Origin of the sequence: Megasphaera cerevisiae DSM 20462 (assembly GCF_001045675.1) — a bacterium.
Lineage (GTDB): Bacteria > Bacillota > Negativicutes > Veillonellales > Megasphaeraceae > Megasphaera > Megasphaera cerevisiae.
Map to the genome: position 1 here is coordinate 58,996 of NZ_LEKT01000003.1, position 24,924 is coordinate 83,919.

Genomic DNA, 24,924 nt, shown 5'->3' on the forward strand with positions numbered 1-24,924 from the left:
ATAGGTATAGCATCTGGAAGGGAAGGATAGGTATGTTTTCCACCACACTATTAGGTACCCGGTGGGGTGATTTATCGGAAGAGCTGCGCCATACGCTGTTGGAGAGGGCTGATATCTTGGAATTTGCAGAAGAGAACGGCGGATATAGCGAAGGAATGCTGCATTTTCATAATACCATGCTGGGCGTCAGAGCTGTGCTTGGATCGGAGAAACAGTATATTTCCCTGGGAGATCCGGATATCATTATTGATGAAGACGCTGTCATTTCGTTAGTGTGATCGGAACAGGAAGCATGTATCAGTTTTTTACATAATATAAAAACACCCGCTGTTATGAGCGCCGCCGCTCTTGGCAAAGGGTGTTCTTGTGGTCTAACGCATGATAACCCGCCAAAGCCCGATGATGAGGAATAAGGCAACGATGATCACACTAATGATTCTGGTTTTAGAAAAAATCCGTTGGTTGCTGCGTGTATATTTCGGCGGCTGCGGCGGCAGGACTTGCTGTGTACCGCAGATAGGGCACATGCGGACGCCGTCGCGCAGCTCTGTGCCGCATTTTGGACAAATTATCATAATCGTTCATCTCCCGTTGGGGTATCCATATATTTATATAATATTATCATAGCACGTTGGGGCAGTGTTTGTCAGGATTTTGACACCTTTTCTCTTGTTTTTTGTGCCGGCTGGGATGGTTTTGTGATATAATAAAGTAAATAAGTGATCTGAAAGAATTTCTGACAGAAAACTTTATCGTATGGCGTCCGTACTTGACCGCAAAGAATAGACTGCGCGGCAAAGGCGAAAGCACATTTGAAATTACCAGGCTCTGTGCTTTCACACAGGGTTTTTTGTGTTAGGAGGCAGGAGATAATGGAAACGAGACTGGCCTTGATCGGCATTATTGTAGGCAATCGCGAGGGAACGAGCAAGTTGAATGAGCTTCTTCATGCGTATGGAAAATATATTATTGGACGAATGGGCGTTCCCTATAAGGGCAAGGAAATCAACGTGATCAGCATTATCATTGATGCGCCGCAGGATGTGATCAATGCGTTGTCGGGTAAACTGGGCATGATAGACAACGTCAGTACTAAAACTATTTATCCGCCTCTGCCGCAGTAGGAGGAATGTATGTTAAAACTTGCTATTTATGGCAAAGGCGGGATCGGCAAATCGACGATGACCAGTAATTTGGCGGCGGCCTTTGCGTATTTGGGGAACCGGGTTATTCAGATCGGCTGTGATCCCAAAGCCGATTCGACGTTTAATCTGCTGGGCGGGAAGCCTGTAGAGCCGGTCATGAATTATCTTCGGGAGCATGACGAGGAGCCGGAACGCATTGAAGATATTTCCCGTATCGGCTATGGCGGCATTCTTTGCATCGAGACAGGCGGCCCGACACCCGGACTGGGCTGTGCCGGACGCGGCATTATTGCTACCTTTTCGCTGCTGGAGGATTTGGGATTATTTGAACGATACCGGCCGGATGTGGTTTTATATGATGTGTTGGGAGATGTTGTCTGCGGCGGCTTCGCCGCACCTATCCGGGAAGGCTATGCCGAGCAGGTTCTCATCGTTACGTCCGGTGAAAAAATGGCGCTGTATGCGGCTAATAACATCAACACGGCAGTTCAGAATTTTGCGGACCGCAGCTATGCGGCAGTGCGGGGAATCCTGTTGAACCGCCGTAATGTGCTGGAAGAGGAAGAAAAAGTCCGGGCTTTTGCCGGTAGAGCCGGCCTTTCTGTTATTGGGGATATTCCCCGCAGTGATGATATTACCCGGTTTGAGGAAGAGGGTAAAACTGTGATTGAAGGAAATCCGGATTTGCCGATCAGCAGAACCTTTTTGGAACTGGCGCAGACGTTATTACAGGATCAGGGGGAAAAATGAAAGAAAAAAAACCGTATGCCATTACCGTACGGGAACTGATGGAACGGGGACGGACGCAGATTCCGGCAGAGCTCATTTCATCATCCCATCTTATTTATAATTCACCGGCAGCGCTGGCTTTTAATTCTCCCGGCGCGCAGGGGTTCGGCGTCAAACGGGCGGGCCTTGCGATCCCCGGTTCTGTCATGCTTCTTGTCGGCCCCGGCTGCTGCGGCCGCAATACGACGATATTAAGTGAAATGGGCGGCTACAGCGATCGTTTCTTTTTCTATATTATGGATGAAACGGATATCGTTACAGGCCGGCATTTGAAAAAAATCCCCCAGGCGGTTGAAGAGCTTGTTCAATCGTTGCCGGACTGTCCCTCTGTTGTGATGATCTGTATGACCTGCGTGGATGCGCTGCTGGGGACCGATATGGAACGGGTCTGCCGGAAGGCGGCTGTGAGGGTCAAGCTTCCTGTTGTACCGTGCTATATGTATGCGCTGACGCGGGAAGGGCGCAAGCCGCCTATGGTGGATGTGCGCCGTGCCGTGTATTCTCTGTTGGAGGAGCAGGAACGGCATAGCCGGACGGTCAATCTTCTGGGCTATTTTTCACCTCTTCGGGATACGTGTGAGCTGTATGATATATTGCACCAGGCCGGGCTGCGTCAGATCAACGAGATATCCCGATGCCGGACCTTTGCCGAATACCAAGCTATGTCTGCGGCGAATTTTAATTTGATTCTCAATCCCGAAGCTCGTCTGGCTGCGCGGGATATGGAGACGCGTCTGCATATCCCCAGTATTGAATTGACCAGATTATATCAGCCGGATCAGATTCACCGTCAGTATCACGCGTTTGCCGGGGCCTTGGGAACGGGTATTGACGATACCGTCTGGTACGATGCGGCACAGGAAGCGGCATCTCATATAAAAAAAACATATGGAGGAATGACCGTTGCGATTGGGGAAATGCAGAATGGCAATGCCTTTGAAATGGCCGTAGCGTTGAGCGGCTGCGGCTGTGCGGTGACGGAAATATATGCGAATTTGTCCGCACAGGATTTTGTGTATCTGCGGCGCTTGCAGGAATACAGCCCAGATACACGGGTGTATTCCAATTTATCGCCGTCTATGCTGTATTATGAGGGCGGCGGTCAGGCCGTTGATGTGACGATCGGAAAGGATGCGGCATACTATCATGCGGACAGTGTTCATGTCATGTGGGATGAAGAGGTACAGCCCTTTGGCTACGACGGTATCAGAGAATTGCTCCGGCAGATAGAAGCCGGACTGGAGAGGAGGCACGGCTGATGAAGGGATTATGGAAATATATTGCACCCTTTGCGCCGGACCAGTCCGGTGCCGCCGCGGTATTGTATGGATTGGGCGGCATTGTCGTTATTTGTGATGCTGGTGGCTGTGCCGGAAATATCTGCGGGTTTGATGAGCCGCGTTGGTTCAGCGGCGGAAAAAGCGCTGTATTCAGCGCGGGTTTGCGGGATATGGATGCTATTCTCGGCAGAGATGACCGTCTCGTCGCCAAGCTGTGCGATGCGGCCGGACAGATAGAGGCCTCCTTTGCCGCTATTGTAGGCACGCCGGTTCCGTCGGTCATCGGCACGGATTACCGGGCGCTGCAGCGTATGGCTGAAAAGAAATTGGATATTCCTGTTGTGTCGATTGATACGACAGGGATGGCAGTATACGATAAGGGTATTGAAAAGGCGTATATGGCATTGCTGCAAGCGTTTGCCGAACCTTCGGTCAAGGCGGAAAAAGGAACTGCCGGGGTTCTTGGAGCTTTGCCGCTCGATTTGATGCGTCCCGGCGATATGGATACGATACGGAGCACGCTGTTACAGCAAGGCTGGCAGCACATACAGCTGTACGATTGTTTGGATGATTTTCGTCAGGCCGGGCGGGCGGCGGTCAACTTTGTTATTTCACCTGCCGGACTTACCGCGGCCAGGTATTTGCGGAAATCCTTTGGCACGGCATATGCGCCGGCGTATTTCGGATTGCCGTTGCAATTTCCGGATACTTCTTTGTTTTTTCGCAAAAAGGTTCTCATCGTTCATCAGCAGGGCGCGGCCCAGGCTCTGCGGAAATATATCGGGCAGGGACAGCCGGAGCAGGTGACAGCCGCGACTTGGTTCATGCAGCCGCGGGAATGGGCCTGTGACGGAGATGTCGTACTGCGTGAAGAGGATGATTTCTGCCGCTTGGCAGATGGCGGTCGATTTGACGTCATTGTAGGGGACCGATATTTTAAAAAAGCCTTGCCTCATTTTACCGGTACCTATCTTGATTTTCCTCATTTTGCCGTATCGGGGAGGCTGTAGGCCATGAATACACAGATCATCCGCGTATTTGGCATTGTACAGGGGGTTGGCTTTCGTCCTTTTGTGAGCCGTATTGCGCAGGAGTATCATATCAAAGGTCAGGTCCGCAACAAAGGCTCGTATGTGGAAATCGTTGCCCAGGGGATTGCCGCAGATATGACGGGCTTTCGGTATGCGCTGGAACATAATGCGCCGGAGCGTTCGGCTATTTTGAAACTGGATGCGGTATGGGAGGAACGGCCTGCCTGTGCTGCTTTTGAAATCGCGGCAAGCACAAAAGAAAAAGGCGATATTTTTGTATCGCCGGACATTGCGATCTGTGATGCCTGTAAAAAAGAGTTGTTTGACAAGACCAATCGCCGCTATCTTCATCCTTTCATCAATTGCACGGCCTGCGGACCTCGACTGACGATTCTTGATGCTATGCCGTATGACCGGGAACGAACCAGTATGGGGGAATTTCCCATGTGTGATGCCTGCCGGTATGAATATACCCATGCCGAAACACGGCGCTATGACGCGCAGCCGGTGTGCTGTCAGGACTGCGGTCCCGAGGTCTATTTGATAGGACGCGGCGAACGGCGGCGAGAGGCCATTACGGCGGTGCGCCGCATACTCAGTGACGGCGGTATTGCGGCGGTCAAGGGAATCGGCGGGTTTCATCTGTGCTGTGACGGTACGTGTGATGCGGCAGTCCGGCGCCTTCGTAACCTGAAACGGCGGCCGGTTAAGCCCTTTGCCGTGATGATGAAGGATTTGCAGACGGTTCACGCTGCCTGTGTTGTCGAAGCGGGGCAGGATGAAATTCTCGACGGTCATCAAAAACCGATTCTGCTGCTGCAGAAAAAAGAAAATTCCCCGTTATCTGCGTATGTTGCGCCTGATAATCCGAAGGCCGGCGTCATGCTGCCGTATACACCATTGCATTTATTGCTTTTTACCTATGATGACGAGGTGGAAATGCCGGATTGTCTGGTCATGACGAGTGCCAATGAATCGGGCGCGCCGATTTGCCGCACCGATGCAGAGGCCGTGCAGGAGCTGGACGGACTGTGTGATGTCATTCTTTCGCATAACCGGGACATCCGGCTGCGGGCTGATGATTCCGTCATGGATTTTTATGACGGCAAGCCGGAGATGATACGCCGCTCGCGAGGCTATGCACCGCTTCCCTTTTTCGTCGGTGATTTTTCAGGAGAGCAAGTGCTGGCGATGGGCGGTGAGCTTAAAAATACGTTTTGCATCGGCAAAAATAATCTTTTTTATGTGTCACCATATATCGGAGATATGGCAGATATACGGACTGTACAGGCGCTGCGTCAATCAGTCCGCCGTATGACGGCGCTTTTAGAGGCCCGTCCGTCTGTCGTTATCTGTGATATGCATCCGTTATACAACACGACGGCGGTGGCGCAGGACATGGGACTGCCGATTTTGCAGGTGCAGCATCATTATGCGCATATCTTGTCGTGTATGGCTGAAAACAACTACCTGAATCCGGTGATCGGCGTGACCTTTGACGGTACGGGGTATGGTACGGATGGCACGATTTGGGGCAGTGAGATTTTGGCTGCCGGTCTGGACGGCTTCCGCCGCCTGGCGTCTGCTGCCCCGTTCTGGCAGCTGGGAGGCGATGCCTCGGCCCGGGAAGGCTGGCGCATTGCTGTAGCGCTGATATATGCCGGTATGGCGGGGCATAAGGAGAAGACGGCGGAAGTCGTCCGGTCTCTGGATCTTTGCAGCCGGGAAGAGCTGCAGGCGCAGTTTTTCCTGGCGGATCACCGTATCAATAGTGTCATGTCCACCAGTGCTGGCCGTCTTTTTGATGCCGTAAGCGCTATTCTCGGCCTTTGCCGGGCCTCGACGTTTGAGGGACAGGCGGCGATGGAACTGCAGTTTGCCGCACAGGCTTGGAAGCAGGCACATGGCGGGACTCCCGTCGTACCCATCGCTTTGCGGCGGGAAGGCCCTCGCTGGTTCCTTCCTACGGATGAGCTGGTACGTTCTCTGATGCAGGAGCGGCTTGACGGCACACCGGCAGCACAGCTGGCATACGTGTTTCATCAGCAGCTGGCCGGCATGATTGTCGCCGCCTGCGAGCAGGCTCGGAGTGATACGGGACTGGATACGGTTGCTCTCAGCGGCGGCGTATTTCAAAATCAGTTACTGCTGCGACTTTGTGATAAGGCGCTGCAAACTCATGCATTTCATGTGCTCAGGCACAGTATGATACCGTCGAATGACGGCGGTATCGCATTGGGGCAGGCGGTCTATGGGGCCGCGGCTCTGCAGAAAAAGGAGTGATCTTTATGTGTGTCGGATTACCTGCACGGGTAGTGACGGTCAAAGATGGCATGGCCCTGGTCGATGCGTCGGGAGCCAGAAGAGAAGTATCGGCAGAACTGCTGGACGAACTTGATCCCGGCGATTATGTTATGGTGCATGCCGGGATGGCGATTGCTAAAATCACGGATTCGGATACGGACGAAACGGACAGTATTTTGGAGGATTTGTAATGGAAACAACGAAGCTGCCTTCGGCTATGGATATTATCAAGAAATATGACGGTCCGGCCATACGGATTATGGAGGTATGCGGTACTCACACGCACGAAATATTCCGTCTTGGTATCCGTCAGATTCTGCCGCCGCAGATCGAGCTTATTTCCGGACCGGGCTGCCCGGTCTGCGTGACCCCGGTCGGGTATATTGACGAAGCGGTATATTTGGCGCTGCAATGCGGCGTTACCATATGCACCTTTGGTGATCTGGTGCGTGTGCCAGGATCGGCTGCGAGCCTGGCTGTGGCCCGCAGCCGGGGCGCAAGGATTCAGGTTGTCTATTCTCCGATGGATGCGTATGACTATGCGGCAACTCATCGTGACGAGCAGGTTGTGTTCTTGTCGGTCGGTTTTGAAACGACTACGCCGGCAAGCTGTCTTGCCGTCAAAAAGGCGGTGCGGCAGGGTTTGGATAATTTTTCTATTTTGACGGCCAATAAAACAATGCCTCAAGCATATGAGGTTTTGAAGGGCAGCGCGGATGCGTTTTTATATCCCGGACACGTGCAGGCAGTCATGGGAACTGCGATTTGTGAGAAATTGCTCAAAGACGGCATTTCCGGTGTTGTGGCAGGTTTTACGGCCAAGGAACTGATGACGGCGCTGGCGGTCATTATGGTGAAATTTTCCCAGGGAAAGCCGTTCTTTAAAAATTGCTATCCCCGTGTCGTTACGCCGCAGGGAAGCCGGACGGGACAGGCTGTCATGGAGCAAGTCATGCGGCCTTGTGCGTCGGAATGGCGCGGCCTGGGCGAGATACCGGCATCGGGCCTGGCTCTGCGGCCGGCATACAATGCCTATGATGCCCGTTTGAAATATACGGTACCGGAAATGCATGGGCACGGTAATCCTGCCTGCCGCTGCGGTGATGTCCTGCAGGGAAAATGCCGGCCGTCAGACTGCCCGGTGTTTGCCAAGGGCTGTTCGCCGGAGCATCCTGTCGGGGCTTGCATGGTATCTCATGAAGGCGCTTGTTCGGCGTATTATCTATATGGAGGGATGTTACATGAATGATGTAGTAACGCTGGCCCATGGCGCCGGCGGCAAACAGACGGCGGAGTTGATTGATACGGTGTTCAAGACCCATTTTTCTAATCCTGAATTTACAGCAGATGATGCGGCAGTTCTACATGTAGGAAATACAAAGCTGGCCTTTACGACAGATGGATTTATCGTATCGCCGCCGGAGTTTCCCGGCGGCAATATCGGCAAATTGAGCATTTGCGGCACTGTCAATGATTTAGCCTGTATGGGTGCCAAACCGTTGTATCTATCCTGCGCCTTTGTTATTGAAGAAGGCTTTTCGCTGGCCAAACTGGATGCCTATGCGGCGGCAATGAAGGAGACGGCTGCGGAGGCGGGCGTACGGATCGTTGCCGGAGATACCAAGGTAGCCGGCAAGGGACAGGTCGATCACTTGTTTATTACGACGACGGGCATCGGCCAGCTTGTGGAGGGAGTTCATCCGTCCGGTGCGCAGGCAAAGCCCGGTGATGCGGTTATCGTGACGGGCGATATAGGACGCCACGGCTGTACCATTCTCTTGGCACGCAATCAGTTTGGCATTGATGCCGATGTGACCAGCGATTGCGCCCCTTTGTGGCATACGGTGCAATCCATGCTCAGCGTGACGCCGGATATTCATGTCATAAGAGATGCGACTCGAGGCGGTGTCGGCACGGTGCTGTATGAAATTGCCGGACAAAGCCGGGTGGGAATACATCTGGACAGTCAGGCGATTCCAGTTCATCCATCGGTCCAGGGTGTCTGCGGCATGCTGGGATTGGAGCCCCTGTATCTGGCCTGTGAAGGCCGCCTGGTCGTCTTTGCGCCGCAGGAGAAGGCGCCGGCACTTGTAGACGTGCTCCGTCAGGGAGAGTATTCCCGTCAGGCTGCCATCATCGGTACGGTGACAGCGGATGAGCCAGGCCGCGTCGTCGTCCGTACGGAAATCGGTGCGGAAACATTGCTGCCGCCGCCGGGGGGAGAATTGCTGCCCCGGATTTGTTAAGAGAGGGAACGTATCATGATAAAAATTGCTGTATACGGGAAGGGTGGCATCGGCAAATCGACGACCGTGTCCAATATGTCCGCGGCACTGGCCGATCAGGGACTGAAGGTTATGCAGATCGGCTGCGACCCCAAGGCGGATTCTACGGTAAGCCTCCATGGCCGCGGGACAATCCCGACGGTGCTGGATTTGATCAGAAAGAAGAAACACGATATTTTACTGGAGGAAATGACCGCGGTCGGCTATCATGGCGTGGTCTGTGTCGAAGCAGGCGGGCCGCTGCCGGGCATGGGCTGTGCCGGGCGGGGCATTATTGCCGCGTTGGAAATGCTTGGGGCAAAGGGGGCCTATGACGTGTACCGTCCCGATGTCGTTTTTTATGATGTGTTGGGAGATGTGGTCTGCGGCGGTTTTTCCATGCCCATGCGCAGCGGGTATGCCGACAAGGTTTTTATTGTCACCTCAGGGGAAAATATGGCGCTTCATGCGGCGGCTAATATTGCCGTCGCTGTGGAAAACTTTAAAAACCGCGGCTATGCGCAGTTGGGCGGACTGATCCTGAACCGGCGCAATGTCCGGCAGGAGGATGAAAAGGTGCAGGAGTTGGCACAGGACATACATACTTCCGTCGTCGGCGTGCTGAATCGCAGCGCGACAGTTACCGATGCGGAGGAAACCGGTAAAACCGTCATTGAGGCATTTCCGGACAGCGCGATGGCCGGTGAATACCGGCGTCTGGCCAATGCGGTATACGAAGCCGCACAAAAGGGGTGAGACGATGCTGAAACAAATAAATGGCCGTGAGGATACCTCAGGCGCCTGTGTTTTGATCGGCAGGGCTGCCTTTCCGGAACCCTTTTATGACGGCCTGCAGTATTCGCCGCCGGCGCGGGGAACCTGGAATATTGTTCATACGGCAATGCTCGTTCCCGAATCGCATCAGATATATATTTGTGCTCTCGGCTGTCTGCGCGGTGTCGTGCTGACGGCGGCGGAAATGGGAGCGATGAATCGGTTTTCATCTATTGCTATCGAAGATCATGAGCTATATGACGGCACGATGGAGGATACGATCGTGCAGGCCGTCGGTGAGATTATAGATAATCTGCCGGCAATGCCATCCATGTTTTTTTTGTATCCGTCCTGTGTGCATCATTTTATGGGCTGCGATATGGAGGCGTTGTGCGGCCGGCTGCGGCAGATCTATTCCCAGGCCCGGTTTGTCCTGTGCTGGATGGATCCCATACGCCGGCAGTCGGGTCTTACGGCGGAATTGCGGACGCGCCGGCAGCTGTATAGTCTTCTTCAGAGACAAGAGATAGATCGTCAATCCGTCAATATTGTCGGCAGTAATCTGCCCATCCAGGCAGACTGTGAACTGGCGGGGCTTATTGAAAATAATGGTTTGACACTGCGGCAGCTGCCCTGCTGCCGCACCTACGGGGAATATGAACAGATGGGAGCCTCTTTTCTCAATATCGGACAGGAGCCGCTGGCAAAAATATGTTTGGATGATATGGAAAAACGGCTGGGACAAAAAAGCCTGTATCTTTCGAACAGCTTTGATTGCGATGAAATCAGGCGGAATCTTTGGGCGGCGGCGGATGTCCTGACTGTGGCAAGGCCGGATTATACCGAAGCGGCCGCCGCTTGTGAAGCAGCCTTTGCTGAAACCAGGGCGAGCGTAGGCGCTATGCCGGTGGCGATTGACTATGCGGCAGTGAGCCGTCCCTTCAGTCTGGCAAAGGCTCTGCTTCGGCATGGCTTTAACGTGCGGCGGATATATGTTGACGTCTGTTGTGCGGAAGATCAAGATGATTTTGCATGGATACAAAATCACTATCCAGCGCTGGAACTGTATGCGACACGACACGCCAAAATGCGCCGCATGGACCGGCATACGGCAGAACCGGTGTTGGCAATCGGGCAAAAAGCGGCGTATTTTACGGGTACATGTCATTTTGTGGATATGGCAGAGGGCGGCGGTCTTCGGGATTTTGCCGGTTTACGGCGCTTGCTGCAGTGGATGGTCCAGGCTCGTGAACAGGAAAAAGAGGCCAAGGCATACATTAGTATTAAAGGATGGGGGTGTCCGTCATGCCAATGAAAGAAGCTGTCAGCTGTATCTCGACGTATTCGGCCGATACCTTTGGCGTGTGTTCCGCTTTATTTGAGCTGGGCGGCATGATCGTCATTCATGATCCCTCGGGGTGTAATTCGACCTATACCACGCATGATGAGCCGCGCTGGTACGATACGGACAGCCTGATCTTTATATCGGGGCTGACTGAGACAGATGCCGTTTTGGGCAATGAAGAAAAATTAGCAGATGACGTCCTTACGGCGGCGGCAGATTTTTCACCGGCCTTCATCGTATTACTCTGTACGCCTGTGCCGCTCATGATGGGTACTGATTTTGCGGCCATAGGCCGCTTGATTGAAGCACAGGCGGGAATTCCCGTTTTTGCGGCGCCGACAAACAGTATGGATACGTATGATGCCGGCGCGTCCTGGGCTTTTGAACTGTTGGCAAAATATATGGTAAAGACACCGGCAGAGGCACTGCGTACGGGATTTTGCTGCACCTGGCAGCCTGAATTTGCTTCCTGTGGTTCTGTTGTCAGTCAGGGACAGGAAAAAAAGACTATAGGCGTTAATGTGATAGGCCTGACGCCTCTTGATTTTGCCGTCAACGGCAGTGATCTTTCTATCCGGGAATTTCTGGAAGGCTGCGGCTGTACTGTTATCAGCTCCTGGGCAATGGGAAGCACCTTGGCGGAGATAGAGCAGGCGGCTGCCGCAGATGTAAACCTTGTCGTTTCTTACAGCGGCCTGGCGGCAGCCAAAGAGCTGCAGCGGCGCTTTGGCACCCCCTATGTTGTCGGCGTACCGCTGGGACGTTCGCTCCAAGGCGGCATTGCTATGGATATCCGCATGGCTGCCGCGGCGAAGCAAAACCGCTATACCTGTGCCAAGCGGGTCGGCAGTGCAGAAGAGGATATTGTCATTATTGGAGAAAGTGTCTATGCCGCGTCGCTGGCAGCTGCGCTTAGTCATGAATATGGCTGCGGTGTCCGGGTCTTCTGCCCGCTAAAGACGGCAGACGGTATTTTGACCGGCCGGGATCGGGTGGTTGCGTCAGAAGGAGAACTCAAAGCGCTGCTGGCAGGAGTCCGCACCGTCATCGCCGATCCGCTGTATCAGCCCTTGTGTCCTGCCGGAACCCGGTTTATACCGCTGGGTCATGAAGCTTTTTCCGGGCGGCTGTATCAGGAATCCATACCGAACCTGATTGATCATTTTGATACATTTGCCAGGAAGGTAACAGAAAGGAAGGACACCTATGGGGCTGAATGATACACCGTCGGGAGAACGGGTGCATATCGGATTTTTTGGCCGGCGCAATGCAGGTAAATCCAGTGTGGTCAATGCGGTTACAGGACAGGATCTGGCGATCGTGTCCGATACTAAAGGAACGACGACAGACCCGGTATATAAAGCTATGGAACTGCTGCCCCTGGGGCCCGTTATGATCATCGACACGCCGGGTTTTGATGATTCCGGCGCGCTGGGAGAGCTGCGTATACGAAAAACACGGCAAGTATTGAATAAAACCGATATTGCCGTTCTGGTCGTTGATGCAGCTGAAGGGATGACGGCAGCAGATAGAGAGCTGCTGCTGCGTATAACAGAAAAAGAACTTCCTCATGTTGTCGTATTCAATAAGACAGATCTTCTGGAAGGACCTGCCGTGGCGGCAGCGGATGAAATATACGTCAGTGCCTTGAAAAAACAGGGTATTGTGGAATTGAAGGAACGGCTGGGCTCACTGGTTCCGCAAAAAGAAGGGAAATTAGCCCTTGTCGGTGATTTGATTCATCCGTCTGATTTCGTTATTCTGGTTGTGCCTATTGACAAGGCAGCGCCTAAAGGCCGTCTGATACTGCCGCAGCAGCAGACCATCCGTGATATATTGGAAGCCGATGCCGCGGCCATCGTTGTTAAAGAATATGAGCTGCGCTATACGCTGCTGCAGTTAGGAAAAAAACCGGCCCTGGTCATTACGGACAGCCAGGTCTTTTCCAAAGTATCTGCCGACACGCCGGCAGATGTTCCGCTGACCTCCTTTTCTATTCTTATGGCCCGGCATAAGGGCTGGCTGGATACGGCTGTTCGCGGCGTAACGGCTGTGGAACAGCTCCGGGACGGGGATACGATCCTGATTGCCGAAGGCTGTACCCACCACCGGCAGTGTGATGACATCGGTACGGTGAAGATCCCGCGCTGGCTTCGGAATTATACGGGAAAGGATGTACATATCCAAACCGTCAGCGGTATGGAATTTCCCGATGATCTGTCCCCGTACGCTATGATTATTCACTGCGGCGGCTGCATGCTGAACGAACGGGAATTGCGTTATCGGATGAAGTGTGCCGGTGATCAGCATATACCGATTACCAATTATGGTATTACAATCGCCTATATGCAGGGCATTCTCAAACGGAGTCTGGAAGTATTTCCTTATTTGGCGGATATCATTTCATAGGAGGCGGCCATGCGTATCGAACGAGATATTTTAGGAACAAAAAAGTTGTCTGATGATGCGGCATACGGCATCAATACGATACGAGCCGCGGAAAATTTTGACCTTTGCCATAAAAAAACAAATCTGCGTCTCATTTATGCGGTCGTCCAGGTGAAAAAAGCGGCGGCCATTACGTATCGGGATATGCAGGTCCGGGAACCCGGCATTTATGAGGCGATCTTGTCGGCCTGTGATGAAATATTGGCTGGAAAATACGATACAGCCTTTATAACGGAAGCGCTGCAGGGCGGCGCCGGGACCTCTGTCAATATGAACGTCAATGAGGTCGTTGCCAACGCGGCGTTGCGAATATTGGGAAAACCATATGGGCAATATGATCTCATTCATCCGCTGGATGATGTAAACCGCGGTCAGTCTACGAATGATGTATATCCGACGGCCCTGCGCATTGCGGCGATAGATATGCTGCGGGTGCTGAGTGAGGCCTGTGCGGCGCTGCAGACGGCGCTGCAGGAAAAAGAAAATGAATACGAACAGATCCATAAGCTGGGGCGTACGGAGTTGATGGATGCCGTACCGATTACGCTGGGCGGGGAGTTTGGCGCCTATGCGCAGGCTATAGCTAGGGATCGCTGGCGCTTGTATAAGGTGGAAGAACGGCTGCGTCAGGTCAATTTGGGCGGTACTGCTGTGGGAACGGCAGATACTGCCTCGCGGCAGTACCGGTTTCGCGTGATCGAAGAGCTGCGCCGCATTACCGATATCGGACTGGCCGCTGCGGAATATCCCCTAGACATTACGCAGAACAATGATGTATTTACAGAGGTATCGGGCCTGCTCAAGGCGCTATCTGTCAATATGATGAAAATTGCCAACGATCTGCGGCTCATGAATTCAGGCCCCCGGGGCGGCCTGGGGGAAATCCGCCTGCAGGCGCTGCAGCAGGGCAGTACGATCATGCCCGGGAAAATCAATCCTGTCATTCCTGAGATGGTCATGCAGTGCGCAATGAAGGTGATTGCCAACGACGCGGCGATTACGATAGCGGCAGCGCATGGAGAATTTGAACTCAATGCTTTTTTCCCTCTTATTGCCGATTCGCTGTTGGAAAGTCTGCAGCTCCTGACACGGGCAGTTACGATTTTTCGTACTAAATGCATTGCCGTGCTGACTGCCGATGAGGCGCAGTGCCGGCAGCATCTCGCAGCCTCGGCCGCTTTTGGCACACAGTATATCCAGGCCTTGGGCTACGATACGGTGAGCCGGATCATTAAAGAAAATACGCCGCAGCAGGCCAAAAAAATTCTGGATGGTATGATGAAAAAATCATAGCCGGGTCATTTGACAGGATAGGTTTTCTTACGATAGAATGTGAGTAAGAAAGGGAAAGGAGCTATTCGTTTGTATGCATTTAACTCCAAACAGTATGAATGTCCTTTTGATTGTTTTATTGATATATTGAAAGGAAAATGGCGAACGACAATTCTCTTATTGTTGGCACAAAAACCGCAGCGATTTGCACAATTGCAAAGGCAGATAGGCGGAATTAGTGCAAAGGTATTGTCGGAAAATTTGCAGGTCCTTGAGGCCAACACGATTTTGCATCGTGAAGTATATCCGACGGTGCCGCCGACGGTAGAATATAGCCTTACAGAAAAGGGAACTGTATTGATTCATATTATGAATGACATTAATGAGTGGTCCCATACGTATTTGATAAATGAATAAATAGTAAAAAATAAAAGGCTCTTTCTCAGTGAAAGAGCCTTTTATTTTAAGGTCTGCAACAGTGAATTATCATCAGATAGAGTCGTGTTTTTCTTTTCAATCAGAACATAGGATTGCCGTTGATGCTTCTTTCGGGAATATCCTGTATCACATCCCAATGCTCTACAATTTTACCGTCTTCAACCCGGAATATGTCGACCGCTGCCTGTCCGCGATCTGCGGCATTCAGTTTGATGTGATTATGAATGACGACATAATTTTTTTCAGCAATAATGTGTTTTATTTCAGCGCTGCTTTCCGGGAATTCATTTAGAAATCCTGTAACGGCAGTTTTGAAAGACTGTTTGCCGTCTGGAAAGGTAGGATTATGCTGTATATACGTGTCCCCTACTGCCGTATCGATCACGGTGGTATTATGTTTATTGAAAAGTTCATTCCAGAATATTTTGACGATCTGTTTGTTGTCCAGTGCAGATGCAGGATTGGCCGCTTGTACTGAAAATGAAGGCAAAGAGAGACTGCAGAAGGATAAAGCTAACAAGCATACTAATACAATTTTTTTCATTGATAACGCGCTCCTTTTTTATAATAAGTATACTAGCTGTAAAATAAAAAAAGAAGAACGCACTTTATGTTTAGCTGATTACCACAAAGTAATCGTTAGTTGTTTGCTGCCTATAGCTTGACTTGAGCAGATTGCCCTTCCCGGGCTTTTTTTTCTGCTTGAAGCTTAGCACGCTGCGCTGCTATGACGGCCGGATCGACGAGTGATAGCGCTTCTGTCGGGCAGGCGGGAATACAAGCAGGCTGGCCTGTATCGGTGTGAGCGCAGAGATCACATTTATAGGCGATGGTGCGGACGGAAAATTTTCCGGAAGGTACCGGCGGCTGAGGACGTGCGGTTCCTTCCGGCACGTCGGACGCTTTTTTATGGCCTTTTTTACCGCCGCCTCCGAACAGGGAAGACAGGTTATGAAAAAATCCCTTTTCCTGCGGCGCTGCGGGAGTGGTTTCTATGGCAATGGCGGCCGCAATATCCGGCGCCGGAATAGCTGCCGCCCGAACACGTTTATTGGGATGATAAATTTCCGCCATCGTGATAGCGCCAAAAGGACAAGCTTTGGCACAGAAGCCGCAGCCTGTGCAGCGGTCTTCATCCAGAATGACGGAGTCTTTACCCAGAGAAATAACATCAAAAGGACAAGCCTCCAGACATTTGGGTTTGGGACAATGATGGCATTGCACCGGTTTAGTCACGTTTTTATTTTTGACGATATGAATGCGGGGATTAAAGTCATAGCTGTTGGGATCAATTTCAAAAATACGTTTTCCTGTATGATTGACGACGCAGGCTATCATACAAGTTCGGCAGCCGATGCATAAAATGGGATCGGCCTTGATAAATTTATTCATGAGTGCGGCCTCCTTCACGGATACCCATACGAGTGCGGATGTTTTTATACTGATCCTGAATAAATTGTTCTGCACTGTGCTGGTTTTCTATTTTTTCGACACGGCAGGCACAATACTTATATTCGGGAGTATGACTTTTGGGATCAAGCTTGTCGTTTGTCAATTCATTGCAGGCACCGATCCACCATTGATACGTCATATACGTCGCGCCTGAAGAAACCCGTTCTGTAGGAAGACAGCGGGTAATTGTACTGCCGCGGCGGGAAATGACCCGCACTAATTCTCCGCGTTTTAGATGCAGTGACTCGCAGTCTGCCGGATTCATGGCAATATAACCCGGTTCATCTGCCAAGGTACGTAAAAGGCGGCAGTTTCCGGTCATCGTGCGTACGGAATAATGACCGACTTCACGGACCGTGCAAAAGGAAAGCGGATATTGGGGATCTTCTTTTTCTTGTACCGGCGTATAGGGGAAAAATTGAAAATGGCCCTTGCCGTCGGCCGTTGCAAATGTGCCGCCTTTGTGCAGATAAGGTGTGCCCTTGTCTGCAGGATCTGTGGAATAGCAGGGCCATTGAATACCCTTGTTCATTTCCATCTTTTCATAGGTTGCGCCTGCAAATTTTGGAGCCAGTGCAATCATTTCATTCCAAATCTGTTCTGTATTGTCATAATGCATAGGATATCCCATGGCAGCAGCCACCAGACATTGGATTTCCCAATCTTTTTTGCAGCCCCGTTGGGGCTCAAGCAGCTTGTGTACCCGCTGGAAGCGGCGGTCACATGAGGTGTAAACACCCTCATGTTCTCCCCAAGCTGTAGCGGGCAGCACCACATCCGCGTATTCACACGTTTTGTTGCGGAAAATATCCTGGACGACGACAAAATCAATTTTCGACAGGGTTTCGCGTATTTCCGGCAGATTGGGATCCGATTGCGCCGGATCTTCACCGACAATGTAATAGGCATGAATGCGTTTTTTAGGGTCTGGTTCACGCAGGACTTTTTCCGGTACCTGTGTAAGCGGCAGTCCCGGATTGGGCGACAAGGATACATGCCAGGCTTTTTCAAATTTATTTCTGACGCGGGCATCCGTCACCTCCTGATAGCCCGGATATGTATTGGGCAAAAGCCCCATATCGCAGGTTCCCTGCACATTGTTTTGTCCCCGGACCGGACCTACGCCTGTAGCATAATGCCCAAAATTTCCTGTTAACAAAGATAGGTTTGCGCAGGCTGCGACACATTCGACGCCTTGAGAAAATTGAGTAATTCCCATGCCCCATAATGTAACGGTGTGCTTGGAGGATGCAAAAAGACGTGCTGCTTTACGGATATCAGCAGGCTGTAAGTGTGTTTCAGCAGCCACGGATTCCGGCGTGTATGCGGCGATTTCGTCAGCATATACTTGAAAATCCTTTGTATGCTGACGTATAAAATCAGTATCGGTCAGTCCTTCTGAAATGATAACATTCGCCATGGCATTAAGAAGCAGCATATTGGTGCCGCCTTTAATCGCAAGAAAAATATCGGCAATACGGGCAGTTTCCGTTTTTCTGGGATCTACACAAATGATTTTACAGCCTTTTTTCTTTGCCCGGACGATGCGGCGCGCTACCAGCGGATGAGATACGGCAGCATTATATCCAATATTGAAAATGACTTCGGCATCTTCTATTTCCGGTACGCTGAGAGACATGGCGCCCTCGCCGATAACGCCAAGCAGCCCTGTAACAGAGGCGCCGTGACAGATCCGGGCACAATGGTCTACATTATTTGTTCCGACACAAGCACGCATGAATTTTTGTGTAATATAGCCCGCTTCATTTCCCGGCCCGCGAGCAGACCCGGCTCCCATAATGGAATCCGGACCGAATTCTTTGATGATGGCGTTAAGCCTGTCTGCGGTATAGCGGATGGCTTCATCCCAGGAAACCTCTTGCAGCGGAGAGGTTTTGCCTCCCTTGCGGATCATTGGTTGTTGTATGCGCCGGGTCAAAATCTGCGGATCATTTAAATAATCCCAGCCATATAGTCCCTTCAGGCACAACCGGCCTTCGTTGTTGACCCCGTCTGGCGAGCCCTTCGCCTCGATAATGCGGTTATGTTCCGTATCTACGGTGCATTCAATAACACAACCTGTGCCGCAGTACGGACAGATCGTATTCACTTTTTTATATGCAGTCATGTGTATGCCTCTCTTTCCGTACAACATAAAGACGCCATGATAGGTTCAGGGCGTCCGATAGGATACTCTTATAATAAAAATATGCAATATAAAAATGAGATACTGTAATGATATTATCATTTTATACTTTTTCTTTCTTAAGTGCAATTAGTTTTATAAAAAGAGCAGCAGATTTGAATCAAAATTTAGTATTTTGTTATATATAAAAATTATGGAAGCGTGAGCTATGCTAAGTAAGGGAGTAATATACTGTTCAACGTAAAAAAATACCTTCCGGATAAAGTTGACGGTCACATACAACGTGCTATAATATGATTTAAAAGAATATGATAAATGCGATATGATTGATTTATGTAATGATGTAATGATGCAATAGCAGCAAACGGCATGTTTTTTTAGGAGGGATTGCGTATGTATTCACCACAAGAAATAGAATCTCTATATGATACGGTTGGGCAGAAAAAAGTCATGATACCTATATATAAAATGATAGTTATGGGAATACTGGCGGGCATTTTTATTGCCCTGGCTGCTGTAGGTGCCAATACGGGTGCCAGCATGGTTTCCAATCCGGGACTGGCAAAGCTGATATCCGCATTAATCTTTCCGGCCGGATTGGCGATGGTCGTATTGGCCGGTTCAGAACTATTTACAGGTGACTGTTTGATTATCATTTCTAAATTAGATAAAAAGATCACATGGCGGGCCATGTTAAAATGCTGGGTGGCAGTGTATATAGGAAATTTTATAGGCGCCATTTTAGTGGCTTTTCTTATGATTCAATGTCATCAGCTGTCTTTGTTTGCCAATGACCTTTCCCTTTTTACGATTCAAACGGCTGTTGCCAAAACCTCCTTAACTCCGGTGAATGCGCTGATTCTGGGTGTATTCTGCAATTTTTTGGTTTGTATTGCCGTATGGATGGGAATGGCAGGAGTGACTGTTACGGAAAAATTGGCAGGCTTGTATCTGCCGATTTTTTTGTTTGTCCTGTCCGGTTTTGAGCACTCTGTTGCTAATATGTATTATATTCCTGCCGGGTTGTTCGCGGCGGCGGATAGTACCTACGCGAACTTTGCGATACAACATGGAGTTTCCCTGGTAAATCTGACATGGAGTAATTTCTTTTTGCGGAATTTATTTCCCGTGACGATAGGCAATATTATTGGCGGCGGCTGTATGGTAGGCGTGGTGTATTGGTTTATGTATCAGAAAAAAAGGGCAGTCACCGTACCGGCAAAGCAGAAAACAGCGGCAGCCATTGCACATGGAAAAGCATTAAAGTAATATAAAATAATGAATGCGGTTGTGTATGGGAATAGGGTGGATCATGAGATCTGCTTTATTCCCTCTTTTTATAAAAAATGCGTTATTAAGCTTTCTCATGAGCCATTGAATTTTCTTTTGGCTAATCTAGCATCCCCCCCAGGGGCTTATATTCCTGATGAATCTGATCTATACTATATGTGTATTTATGTTGATAGTCTATACGTATGAGGAGGCGTTTTTATGCATATTCCTGATAATTATTTAAGTCCGTCAACATGTGCGGTTATGTTTGCGGCAATGACTCCGATATGGTATTATTCTGTGCAGAAGGTAAAAAAAACGGTGACGCAGGACAAAATTCCACTTATCGGCATTGGGGCAGCATTTTCATTTATGCTGATGATGTTCAATCTGCCTATTCCCAATGGTACGACAGCCCATGCTGTAGGCGGTACGCTTATTGCCTTGCTGCTGGGGCCATATGCCGCGTGTATTGCTGTCAGCGTGGCGCTGTTGATACAGGCCTTTATTTTTGGTGATGGCGGTATTTTGTCTTTTGGCGCGAATTGTTTTAATATGGCATTTATTTTGCCCTTTGTGGGATTTTATGTATATCGTTTTTTGAACCGGGTTATACCTTCAAAAGTGGGGCATAAAATTGCAATTCTTATTGCTTCCTATATAGGGATCAATGTGGCGGCCTTTGTAGCCGCTGTAGAATTTGGTATTCAGCCGCTGTTGTTTGTGGATAGTGCCGGTCATGCCTTGTATTGCCCCTATCCCCTTTGGATATCTATTCCTGCTATGACACTCCCGCATCTTCTGTTTGCAGGGGTGGCGGAGGCTGTATTTACGCTGGCAATTTATGAATTTATTGGCCGCGTATCGCCTGGGGTTATGTATGACGCCGGAAAAATTAAACTAAATCCGTTAATAGGACTTCTTGTTGCTTTAATTTGCCTTTCACCGCTGGGGCTATTGGCAAGCGGGACTGCCTGGGGAGAATGGGGCGGCAATGAGCTTGCGGCAGATGCTTCTTTGGGTAAGGCCCTGGGCTATATTCCCGATAAAATAGCGCATGGATTTGAGTATGAGGCACTTTTTCCTGATTATACAGTCAGTGGAATGGCCGAACCTCTTGGCTATATCCTTTCCGCGATTGTGGGGGCAGCACTATTAGTCATTATTTTTAAGGTGATAGGAAGTATGTATCATGGAAATAAAAAAGCATGCTGAAGGTGCGTACATGCCAACGGCTATACCCGATTGGATTTTGCACTCTGATACGTACAGCCCTTCTGCGGATAAAGAGGCGTTTTTAAGAAAAACCATAGCAGCTATTTCGAGAACAATTACTTTTTTTGGTCCGTCGCGATATCAAGTGCAAAAGCGGCATAGGGGAAATATTACGGCTGATTTACTGCTGCTGTTCGTATCGGTTTTGCTGATTGTTTCCGCCCATAGTGTCGTCTTTCCATTACTGATTCTGGCGATTGAACTTGTGTATTTGGCAGCCCTTGATGGCAAACAGATACGCGGCATTATTAAACCAGCCGTTATAGCTTTTTGTTTTTCCTGTGTTCTTGTTTTTCCGTCTCTTTTTTTAGGAAATAATCGATGGATGGAGCTGCCATTTAAAATTTTTATTACGGTTTTAGGGGTGTCATATGTATCGCGAATAACGCCGCTTTATGAGATAAGCAGAGCCTTGCGAGCCGTTCATATTCCCTGCATATTTATTTTGGTCTGGGATATGACCATAAAATATATTATTCTACTTGGGCATACGATACTGCATCTTCTTATTTCATTGCGTCTTCGATCAGTCGGCAAAAATGATCATAAATACCAAAGCATGGCAGCGATCATGGGGACAACGTTTTTAAAATCTCAGGAATACGCAAAAGATACGTATCATGCCATGGTGTGCCGTTGTTTTACCGGTACGTATGAAGCTGCTGTGCGGCAAGCTGACTGGAGCACATATATAATGTATGGGATAGCTGCGGTACTGCTTATCGGCTGTTATTTGTTTTTGGAGGGATATATAGGATGAATCCTATCATACAGTTATCCCATATATCCTATGGGTATGAATCTGTTTTAACCTTATGTGATATTTCTCTTACGATTCATCAAGGTGAATGTATCATTTTCACAGGCCCCAATGGCTGCGGCAAATCGACGCTGTTCAAATTGCTCAACGGTCTTGTTTTTCCTTCCAAGGGACAATATGTATTTGATGGGCAGGCAATTACCCAAGCATCTTTACAGGATATGCCGTTTGCAAAACGGTTTCATAAACGAATTGGATATGTATTTCAAAATCCGGATGTGCAATTGTTCAACCCGACGGTATATGATGAAATTGCTTTTGGTCCCCGGCAGATGGGATTTACCGACAAGCAGGTACAAAGCCGCGTGCGTGATTTGCTTGAATATGTGAATCTGACTTCCCTGGCGGACCGGCCCCCGTATCATTTGAGCGGCGGAGAGCAAAAGAAAGTAGCCATTGCGGCCGTATTGGCGTTGAATCCGGATGTTATTATGATGGATGAACCTTTTAATGGATTGGATCGAATGTCCCGGCAATGGGCCGTTTCTTTTTTGAAAGATTTTTCTGCATCAGGAAAAACGATTCTTATTGCAACACACGAACAGGACGTTCTCTCTCATCATACGGGGCGTCGTATTGTGCTTACAGAAGAACATACCATTTCATTATAACGAATACGATAAGCAGATTGAGCGGCATTTTGTGATGCTGCTCAATTTTGCCTAATGGGTAGTATGTGCCGGCGGCTCTTTCTCGTTTGTGAAAATTTTAGTATTAGTCAACGTCCGGAGATGCCAGGGAGTGTCTCCGGCTATGTTTGTGCCATTCTACCGCATAATTCCATAAGGGAATAAGGTACAAATAGCAAGCCAGCAGAACGGCGGCAGATGGCGCCGAGATGACGGCAAGAACGACAGAGCAGGCGATGGACCAGGGAATCAGCGGTGTTACGACGACTGCGGTATTTTCCAAATGAATGGCCATTCGGCCGGCATCCGGTTCAGCGTCCTGGCAAAGCTGCCGGGTAAGAATGATGGCCAGCGTTTGATTGCAGGAGATAAGCCCGGTCAGAATTGATGTGACCAGAATCCCGCCAAAAGGGGTGATGTGCCGACTTAACCGGGTAATATGACGCTGTGAATTTGTCAGAAACCCTGTACCGGAAAAAATACCGGCATAACAAGAGGAAATACAGATGATGGATAAAACCCGTACCATGGAAAGAATACCGCCGCCGCGCAGCAGAGCGGCAAGGTCTGGGGCATCTGGATGAAAGCCGAAAACAGCCGCATAAAAAATTTCCTGGATGGACATATGCTGTACGGTAAGCGCGATGACGGCCGCGGCGGCAATACTGCAAAGCATAATGTGTTTTACCTCAATACGAAACAGCGCAAGGAGAAGCACCAGAAGCGCCGGCAGCAGGGTCAGCCAATGCAGATTAAAAAAAAGGGCAAAGACAGCCGGTGCTGCCGGGGTATCCGTATCGGTTCCCAACTGCAGACCTAATGCATAATATATAACGGCGGTGGCTAAAAAAGGAATGGCAGCCGTTTTTATCATAGCCGCAATATTTTTAAAGATATCCGTTCCGGTCAGTGTCGCGACTAAAAGAGCGCTCGTCGATATAGGAGAACAGCGGTCACCGAAGTAGACTCCGGCTAAAATTGCACCGCCTGAATAGATTGGCGGAATCCCCATGCTGTTGGCAATGGTCATGCAGATAACCCCGATTGTTGCGGCAGATCCAAATGACGTTCCCATCAGGACGGAAATCAAACAGCACAGCAAAAAAGAAGCCAATAAAATGACGGAAGGATGGCAGAACTGGGCGGCATGATATACAATAAACGGAATCGTGCCGCTGAGACGCCATAATGCCGTCAGTACGCCGACTAAGGCCAAGGTAATCAAAATATTTCGGGTTGTTCGCAGGCCATCTGAAGAAAAGCGCAGCATTTCCCTTAAGGAATGTCCTTTTTTTAATCCGTAGAAAAAAAATAAAATAAGTCCGGCTGTCAGGGCGACCAAAATGGAGGTATCTGACAGGATACAGCCCACCAAAGCCGCTGAAAATATGAGTAAAATAATGCCTTCCATTAATGCAGGGACCTCCTGTGTCATATTCTATACATAGTGTAACGGCATATTCCGAACATTGCAAATTGTTATTTTTTTGTTTGATATGGTTTCAGGACTTGCCGGCATAGGTATTCAATACATAGGTCAGTATGGTATGATAAGGAAAATACTTGCGGAAGGGAAGGAAAATACGGTGGATCAAATTGTCAGTAAGGGGCTGCAGCTGCTGCTGCGCAAGCATGGAAGGCTCCGCAGCGTCTTTGTCATAATTGCCCGCTTTGGATATATCTTGTATATCCTGTACGGACTGTTGGAATGGCTGCGTCCAGGAACGGTTCGAGAACGCGTGTATCGCCGGCATACGCTGCTGTACTGTTTGTGTTCCGTTGCGGCAGGTTCTGTTGTTTCCTTTGGTATTGGTCGGGTTTGGCATAGGAAACGTCCTTTTGTACAGAATAAACACATTCAGGACATAATCCCTCATGAAGCGAATGCTTCCTTTCCGAGCAATCATTCCATGAATGCGATGGCAGTGTCTTTGATACTTCTGAGCCGTCACAATTTGCTGGGGCTGCCGTTTTTGATTTGGAGCGGTATCCTTGGACTTGCCCGCATCGGCTGTGGGATTCATTATTTGACAGATGTTCTGGGCGGTTTTGCGCTTGGCGCCGGCAGTGCAGCTTTCGTACGGCGCAGCCGGACAGGGGGAGCGGCAGTATCACGGCTTCTTTGGTACTATCATATAGCAACGACGGCAGTCTCTGTATGGTGGAAAAAGTGCCATTAAAAAAAATAAAAGTTTATGCAAAATAAGCACGTATCATAGTCCTGAGAGGTATGATACGTG

General features: G+C 49.8%; 24 protein-coding genes and 1 pseudogene. 20 read left to right on the forward strand and 5 right to left on the reverse strand.

Annotated elements, in window-relative coordinates; translation table 11 throughout:
* Window positions 1–32: 32 nt before the first annotated feature.
* Window positions 33–278: a hypothetical protein gene (locus AB840_RS01655; protein ID WP_048513083.1), complete on the forward strand. Its 246-nt coding sequence runs from the start codon at window positions 33–35 to the stop codon at window positions 276–278.
* A 93-nt stretch (window positions 279–371) separates the two neighbouring features.
* Here the strand turns inward: AB840_RS01655 and AB840_RS01660 are convergent, their stop codons facing one another.
* Window positions 372–575 (reverse strand): zinc ribbon domain-containing protein, encoded by a 204-nt coding sequence (locus AB840_RS01660; protein ID WP_234984864.1) that lies wholly within the window; start codon window positions 573–575, stop codon window positions 372–374.
* Between the two features lie 297 nt (window positions 576–872).
* Between AB840_RS01660 and AB840_RS01665 the strand changes: the two genes are divergently transcribed.
* The 14 genes and pseudogenes from AB840_RS01665 (at window position 873) to AB840_RS01730 (ending at window position 15,069) form a co-directional block, all read left to right on the forward strand.
* The gene (locus AB840_RS01665) at window positions 873–1,124 is read left to right on the forward strand and encodes a TM1266 family iron-only hydrogenase system putative regulator (protein ID WP_048513084.1); all 252 of its coding nucleotides are present in this window, start codon (window positions 873–875) and stop codon (window positions 1,122–1,124) included.
* Between the two features lie 9 nt (window positions 1,125–1,133).
* Window positions 1,134–1,895 (forward strand): nucleotide-binding protein, encoded by a 762-nt coding sequence (locus tag AB840_RS01670; RefSeq protein ID WP_048513085.1) that lies wholly within the window; start codon window positions 1,134–1,136, stop codon window positions 1,893–1,895.
* Window positions 1,892–3,193 carry a nitrogenase component 1 gene (locus AB840_RS01675; protein ID WP_048513086.1) on the forward strand — a complete coding sequence of 434 codons (1,302 nt, stop codon included), beginning with the start codon at window positions 1,892–1,894 and terminating at the stop codon, window positions 3,191–3,193. Before AB840_RS01670 ends, AB840_RS01675 begins: the two co-directional genes overlap by 4 nt.
* A pseudogene (locus AB840_RS01680) lies at window positions 3,193–4,011 on the forward strand (nitrogenase component 1); the annotation flags it as partial. The gene AB840_RS01675 and the pseudogene AB840_RS01680, both read left to right, overlap by 1 nt.
* A 216-nt stretch (window positions 4,012–4,227) precedes the next feature.
* Window positions 4,228–6,528: a carbamoyltransferase HypF gene (gene hypF, locus AB840_RS01685; RefSeq protein WP_048513088.1), complete on the forward strand. Its 2,301-nt coding sequence runs from the start codon at window positions 4,228–4,230 to the stop codon at window positions 6,526–6,528.
* Window positions 6,529–6,533: 5 nt separating this feature from the next.
* Complete coding sequence (locus tag AB840_RS01690; RefSeq protein WP_048513089.1) at window positions 6,534–6,740, forward strand: HypC/HybG/HupF family hydrogenase formation chaperone; 207 nt, start codon at window positions 6,534–6,536, stop codon at window positions 6,738–6,740.
* Window positions 6,740–7,798 carry a hydrogenase formation protein HypD gene (hypD, locus tag AB840_RS01695; protein ID WP_048513090.1) on the forward strand — a complete coding sequence of 353 codons (1,059 nt, stop codon included), beginning with the start codon at window positions 6,740–6,742 and terminating at the stop codon, window positions 7,796–7,798. The genes AB840_RS01690 and hypD overlap by 1 nt, the downstream gene beginning before the upstream one ends.
* Complete coding sequence (gene hypE / locus AB840_RS01700) at window positions 7,791–8,795, forward strand: hydrogenase expression/formation protein HypE (protein ID WP_048513091.1); 1,005 nt, start codon at window positions 7,791–7,793, stop codon at window positions 8,793–8,795. Before hypD ends, hypE begins: the two co-directional genes overlap by 8 nt.
* A gap of 15 nt (window positions 8,796–8,810) precedes the next feature.
* Window positions 8,811–9,569: a nitrogenase iron protein NifH gene (locus AB840_RS01705; protein WP_048513092.1), complete on the forward strand. Its 759-nt coding sequence runs from the start codon at window positions 8,811–8,813 to the stop codon at window positions 9,567–9,569.
* A gap of 4 nt (window positions 9,570–9,573) precedes the next feature.
* Window positions 9,574–10,902 (forward strand): nitrogenase component 1, encoded by a 1,329-nt coding sequence (locus AB840_RS01710; RefSeq protein ID WP_048513093.1) that lies wholly within the window; start codon window positions 9,574–9,576, stop codon window positions 10,900–10,902.
* A complete protein-coding gene (locus AB840_RS01715) occupies window positions 10,893–12,152 on the forward strand; it encodes a nitrogenase component 1 (protein ID WP_048513094.1) in 1,260 nt (419 codons plus the stop codon). The genes AB840_RS01710 and AB840_RS01715 overlap by 10 nt, the downstream gene beginning before the upstream one ends.
* Window positions 12,139–13,341: a [FeFe] hydrogenase H-cluster maturation GTPase HydF gene (gene hydF / locus AB840_RS01720; RefSeq protein WP_048513095.1), complete on the forward strand. Its 1,203-nt coding sequence runs from the start codon at window positions 12,139–12,141 to the stop codon at window positions 13,339–13,341. Before AB840_RS01715 ends, hydF begins: the two co-directional genes overlap by 14 nt.
* 9 nt (window positions 13,342–13,350) lie before the next feature.
* Complete coding sequence (locus AB840_RS01725; protein ID WP_048513096.1) at window positions 13,351–14,673, forward strand: aspartate ammonia-lyase; 1,323 nt, start codon at window positions 13,351–13,353, stop codon at window positions 14,671–14,673.
* 69 nt (window positions 14,674–14,742) lie between these two features.
* Window positions 14,743–15,069: a winged helix-turn-helix transcriptional regulator gene (locus AB840_RS01730; protein WP_048513097.1), complete on the forward strand. Its 327-nt coding sequence runs from the start codon at window positions 14,743–14,745 to the stop codon at window positions 15,067–15,069.
* 100 nt (window positions 15,070–15,169) lie between these two features.
* Here the strand turns inward: AB840_RS01730 and AB840_RS01735 are convergent, their stop codons facing one another.
* The 3 genes from AB840_RS01735 to fdhF all read right to left on the reverse strand — a co-directional run bounded on the left by AB840_RS01735 (window position 15,170) and on the right by fdhF (window position 18,670).
* The gene (locus tag AB840_RS01735) at window positions 15,170–15,634 is read right to left on the reverse strand and encodes a nuclear transport factor 2 family protein (protein WP_048513098.1); all 465 of its coding nucleotides are present in this window, start codon (window positions 15,632–15,634) and stop codon (window positions 15,170–15,172) included.
* 110 nt (window positions 15,635–15,744) lie between these two features.
* Window positions 15,745–16,482 carry a 4Fe-4S dicluster domain-containing protein gene (locus AB840_RS18055; RefSeq protein WP_078791695.1) on the reverse strand — a complete coding sequence of 246 codons (738 nt, stop codon included), beginning with the start codon at window positions 16,480–16,482 and terminating at the stop codon, window positions 15,745–15,747.
* Entirely contained in the window at window positions 16,475–18,670 is a 2,196-nt protein-coding gene (gene fdhF, locus AB840_RS01745; RefSeq protein ID WP_048513099.1) for a formate dehydrogenase subunit alpha, read from the reverse strand. The genes AB840_RS18055 and fdhF overlap by 8 nt, the downstream gene beginning before the upstream one ends.
* 411 nt (window positions 18,671–19,081) lie before the next feature.
* Between fdhF and AB840_RS01750 the strand changes: the two genes are divergently transcribed.
* The 4 genes from AB840_RS01750 to AB840_RS01765 all read left to right on the forward strand — a co-directional run bounded on the left by AB840_RS01750 (window position 19,082) and on the right by AB840_RS01765 (window position 22,666).
* A complete protein-coding gene (locus tag AB840_RS01750) occupies window positions 19,082–19,957 on the forward strand; it encodes a formate/nitrite transporter family protein (protein ID WP_072061716.1) in 876 nt (291 codons plus the stop codon).
* Window positions 19,958–20,179: 222 nt separating this feature from the next.
* Entirely contained in the window at window positions 20,180–21,175 is a 996-nt protein-coding gene (cbiM, locus tag AB840_RS01755) for a cobalt transporter CbiM (RefSeq protein ID WP_048513100.1), read from the forward strand.
* On the forward strand, window positions 21,153–21,995 hold the full coding sequence (locus AB840_RS01760) for an energy-coupling factor transporter transmembrane component T (RefSeq protein WP_048513101.1): 843 nt from the start codon (window positions 21,153–21,155) through the stop codon (window positions 21,993–21,995). Before cbiM ends, AB840_RS01760 begins: the two co-directional genes overlap by 23 nt.
* The gene (locus AB840_RS01765) at window positions 21,992–22,666 is read left to right on the forward strand and encodes an energy-coupling factor ABC transporter ATP-binding protein (protein ID WP_048513102.1); all 675 of its coding nucleotides are present in this window, start codon (window positions 21,992–21,994) and stop codon (window positions 22,664–22,666) included. Before AB840_RS01760 ends, AB840_RS01765 begins: the two co-directional genes overlap by 4 nt.
* A gap of 103 nt (window positions 22,667–22,769) precedes the next feature.
* Here AB840_RS01765 and AB840_RS01770 read toward each other — a convergent pair whose 3' ends face one another.
* Window positions 22,770–24,095, reverse strand: a complete 1,326-nt coding sequence (locus AB840_RS01770) for a Na+/H+ antiporter NhaC family protein (RefSeq protein WP_078791696.1) — start codon at window positions 24,093–24,095, stop codon at window positions 22,770–22,772.
* 136 nt (window positions 24,096–24,231) lie between these two features.
* On the opposite strand from AB840_RS01770, the gene AB840_RS01775 reads away from it, so the two are divergent.
* Window positions 24,232–24,864 (forward strand): phosphatase PAP2 family protein, encoded by a 633-nt coding sequence (locus AB840_RS01775; RefSeq protein WP_078791698.1) that lies wholly within the window; start codon window positions 24,232–24,234, stop codon window positions 24,862–24,864.
* Window positions 24,865–24,924: the final 60 nt, after the last annotated feature.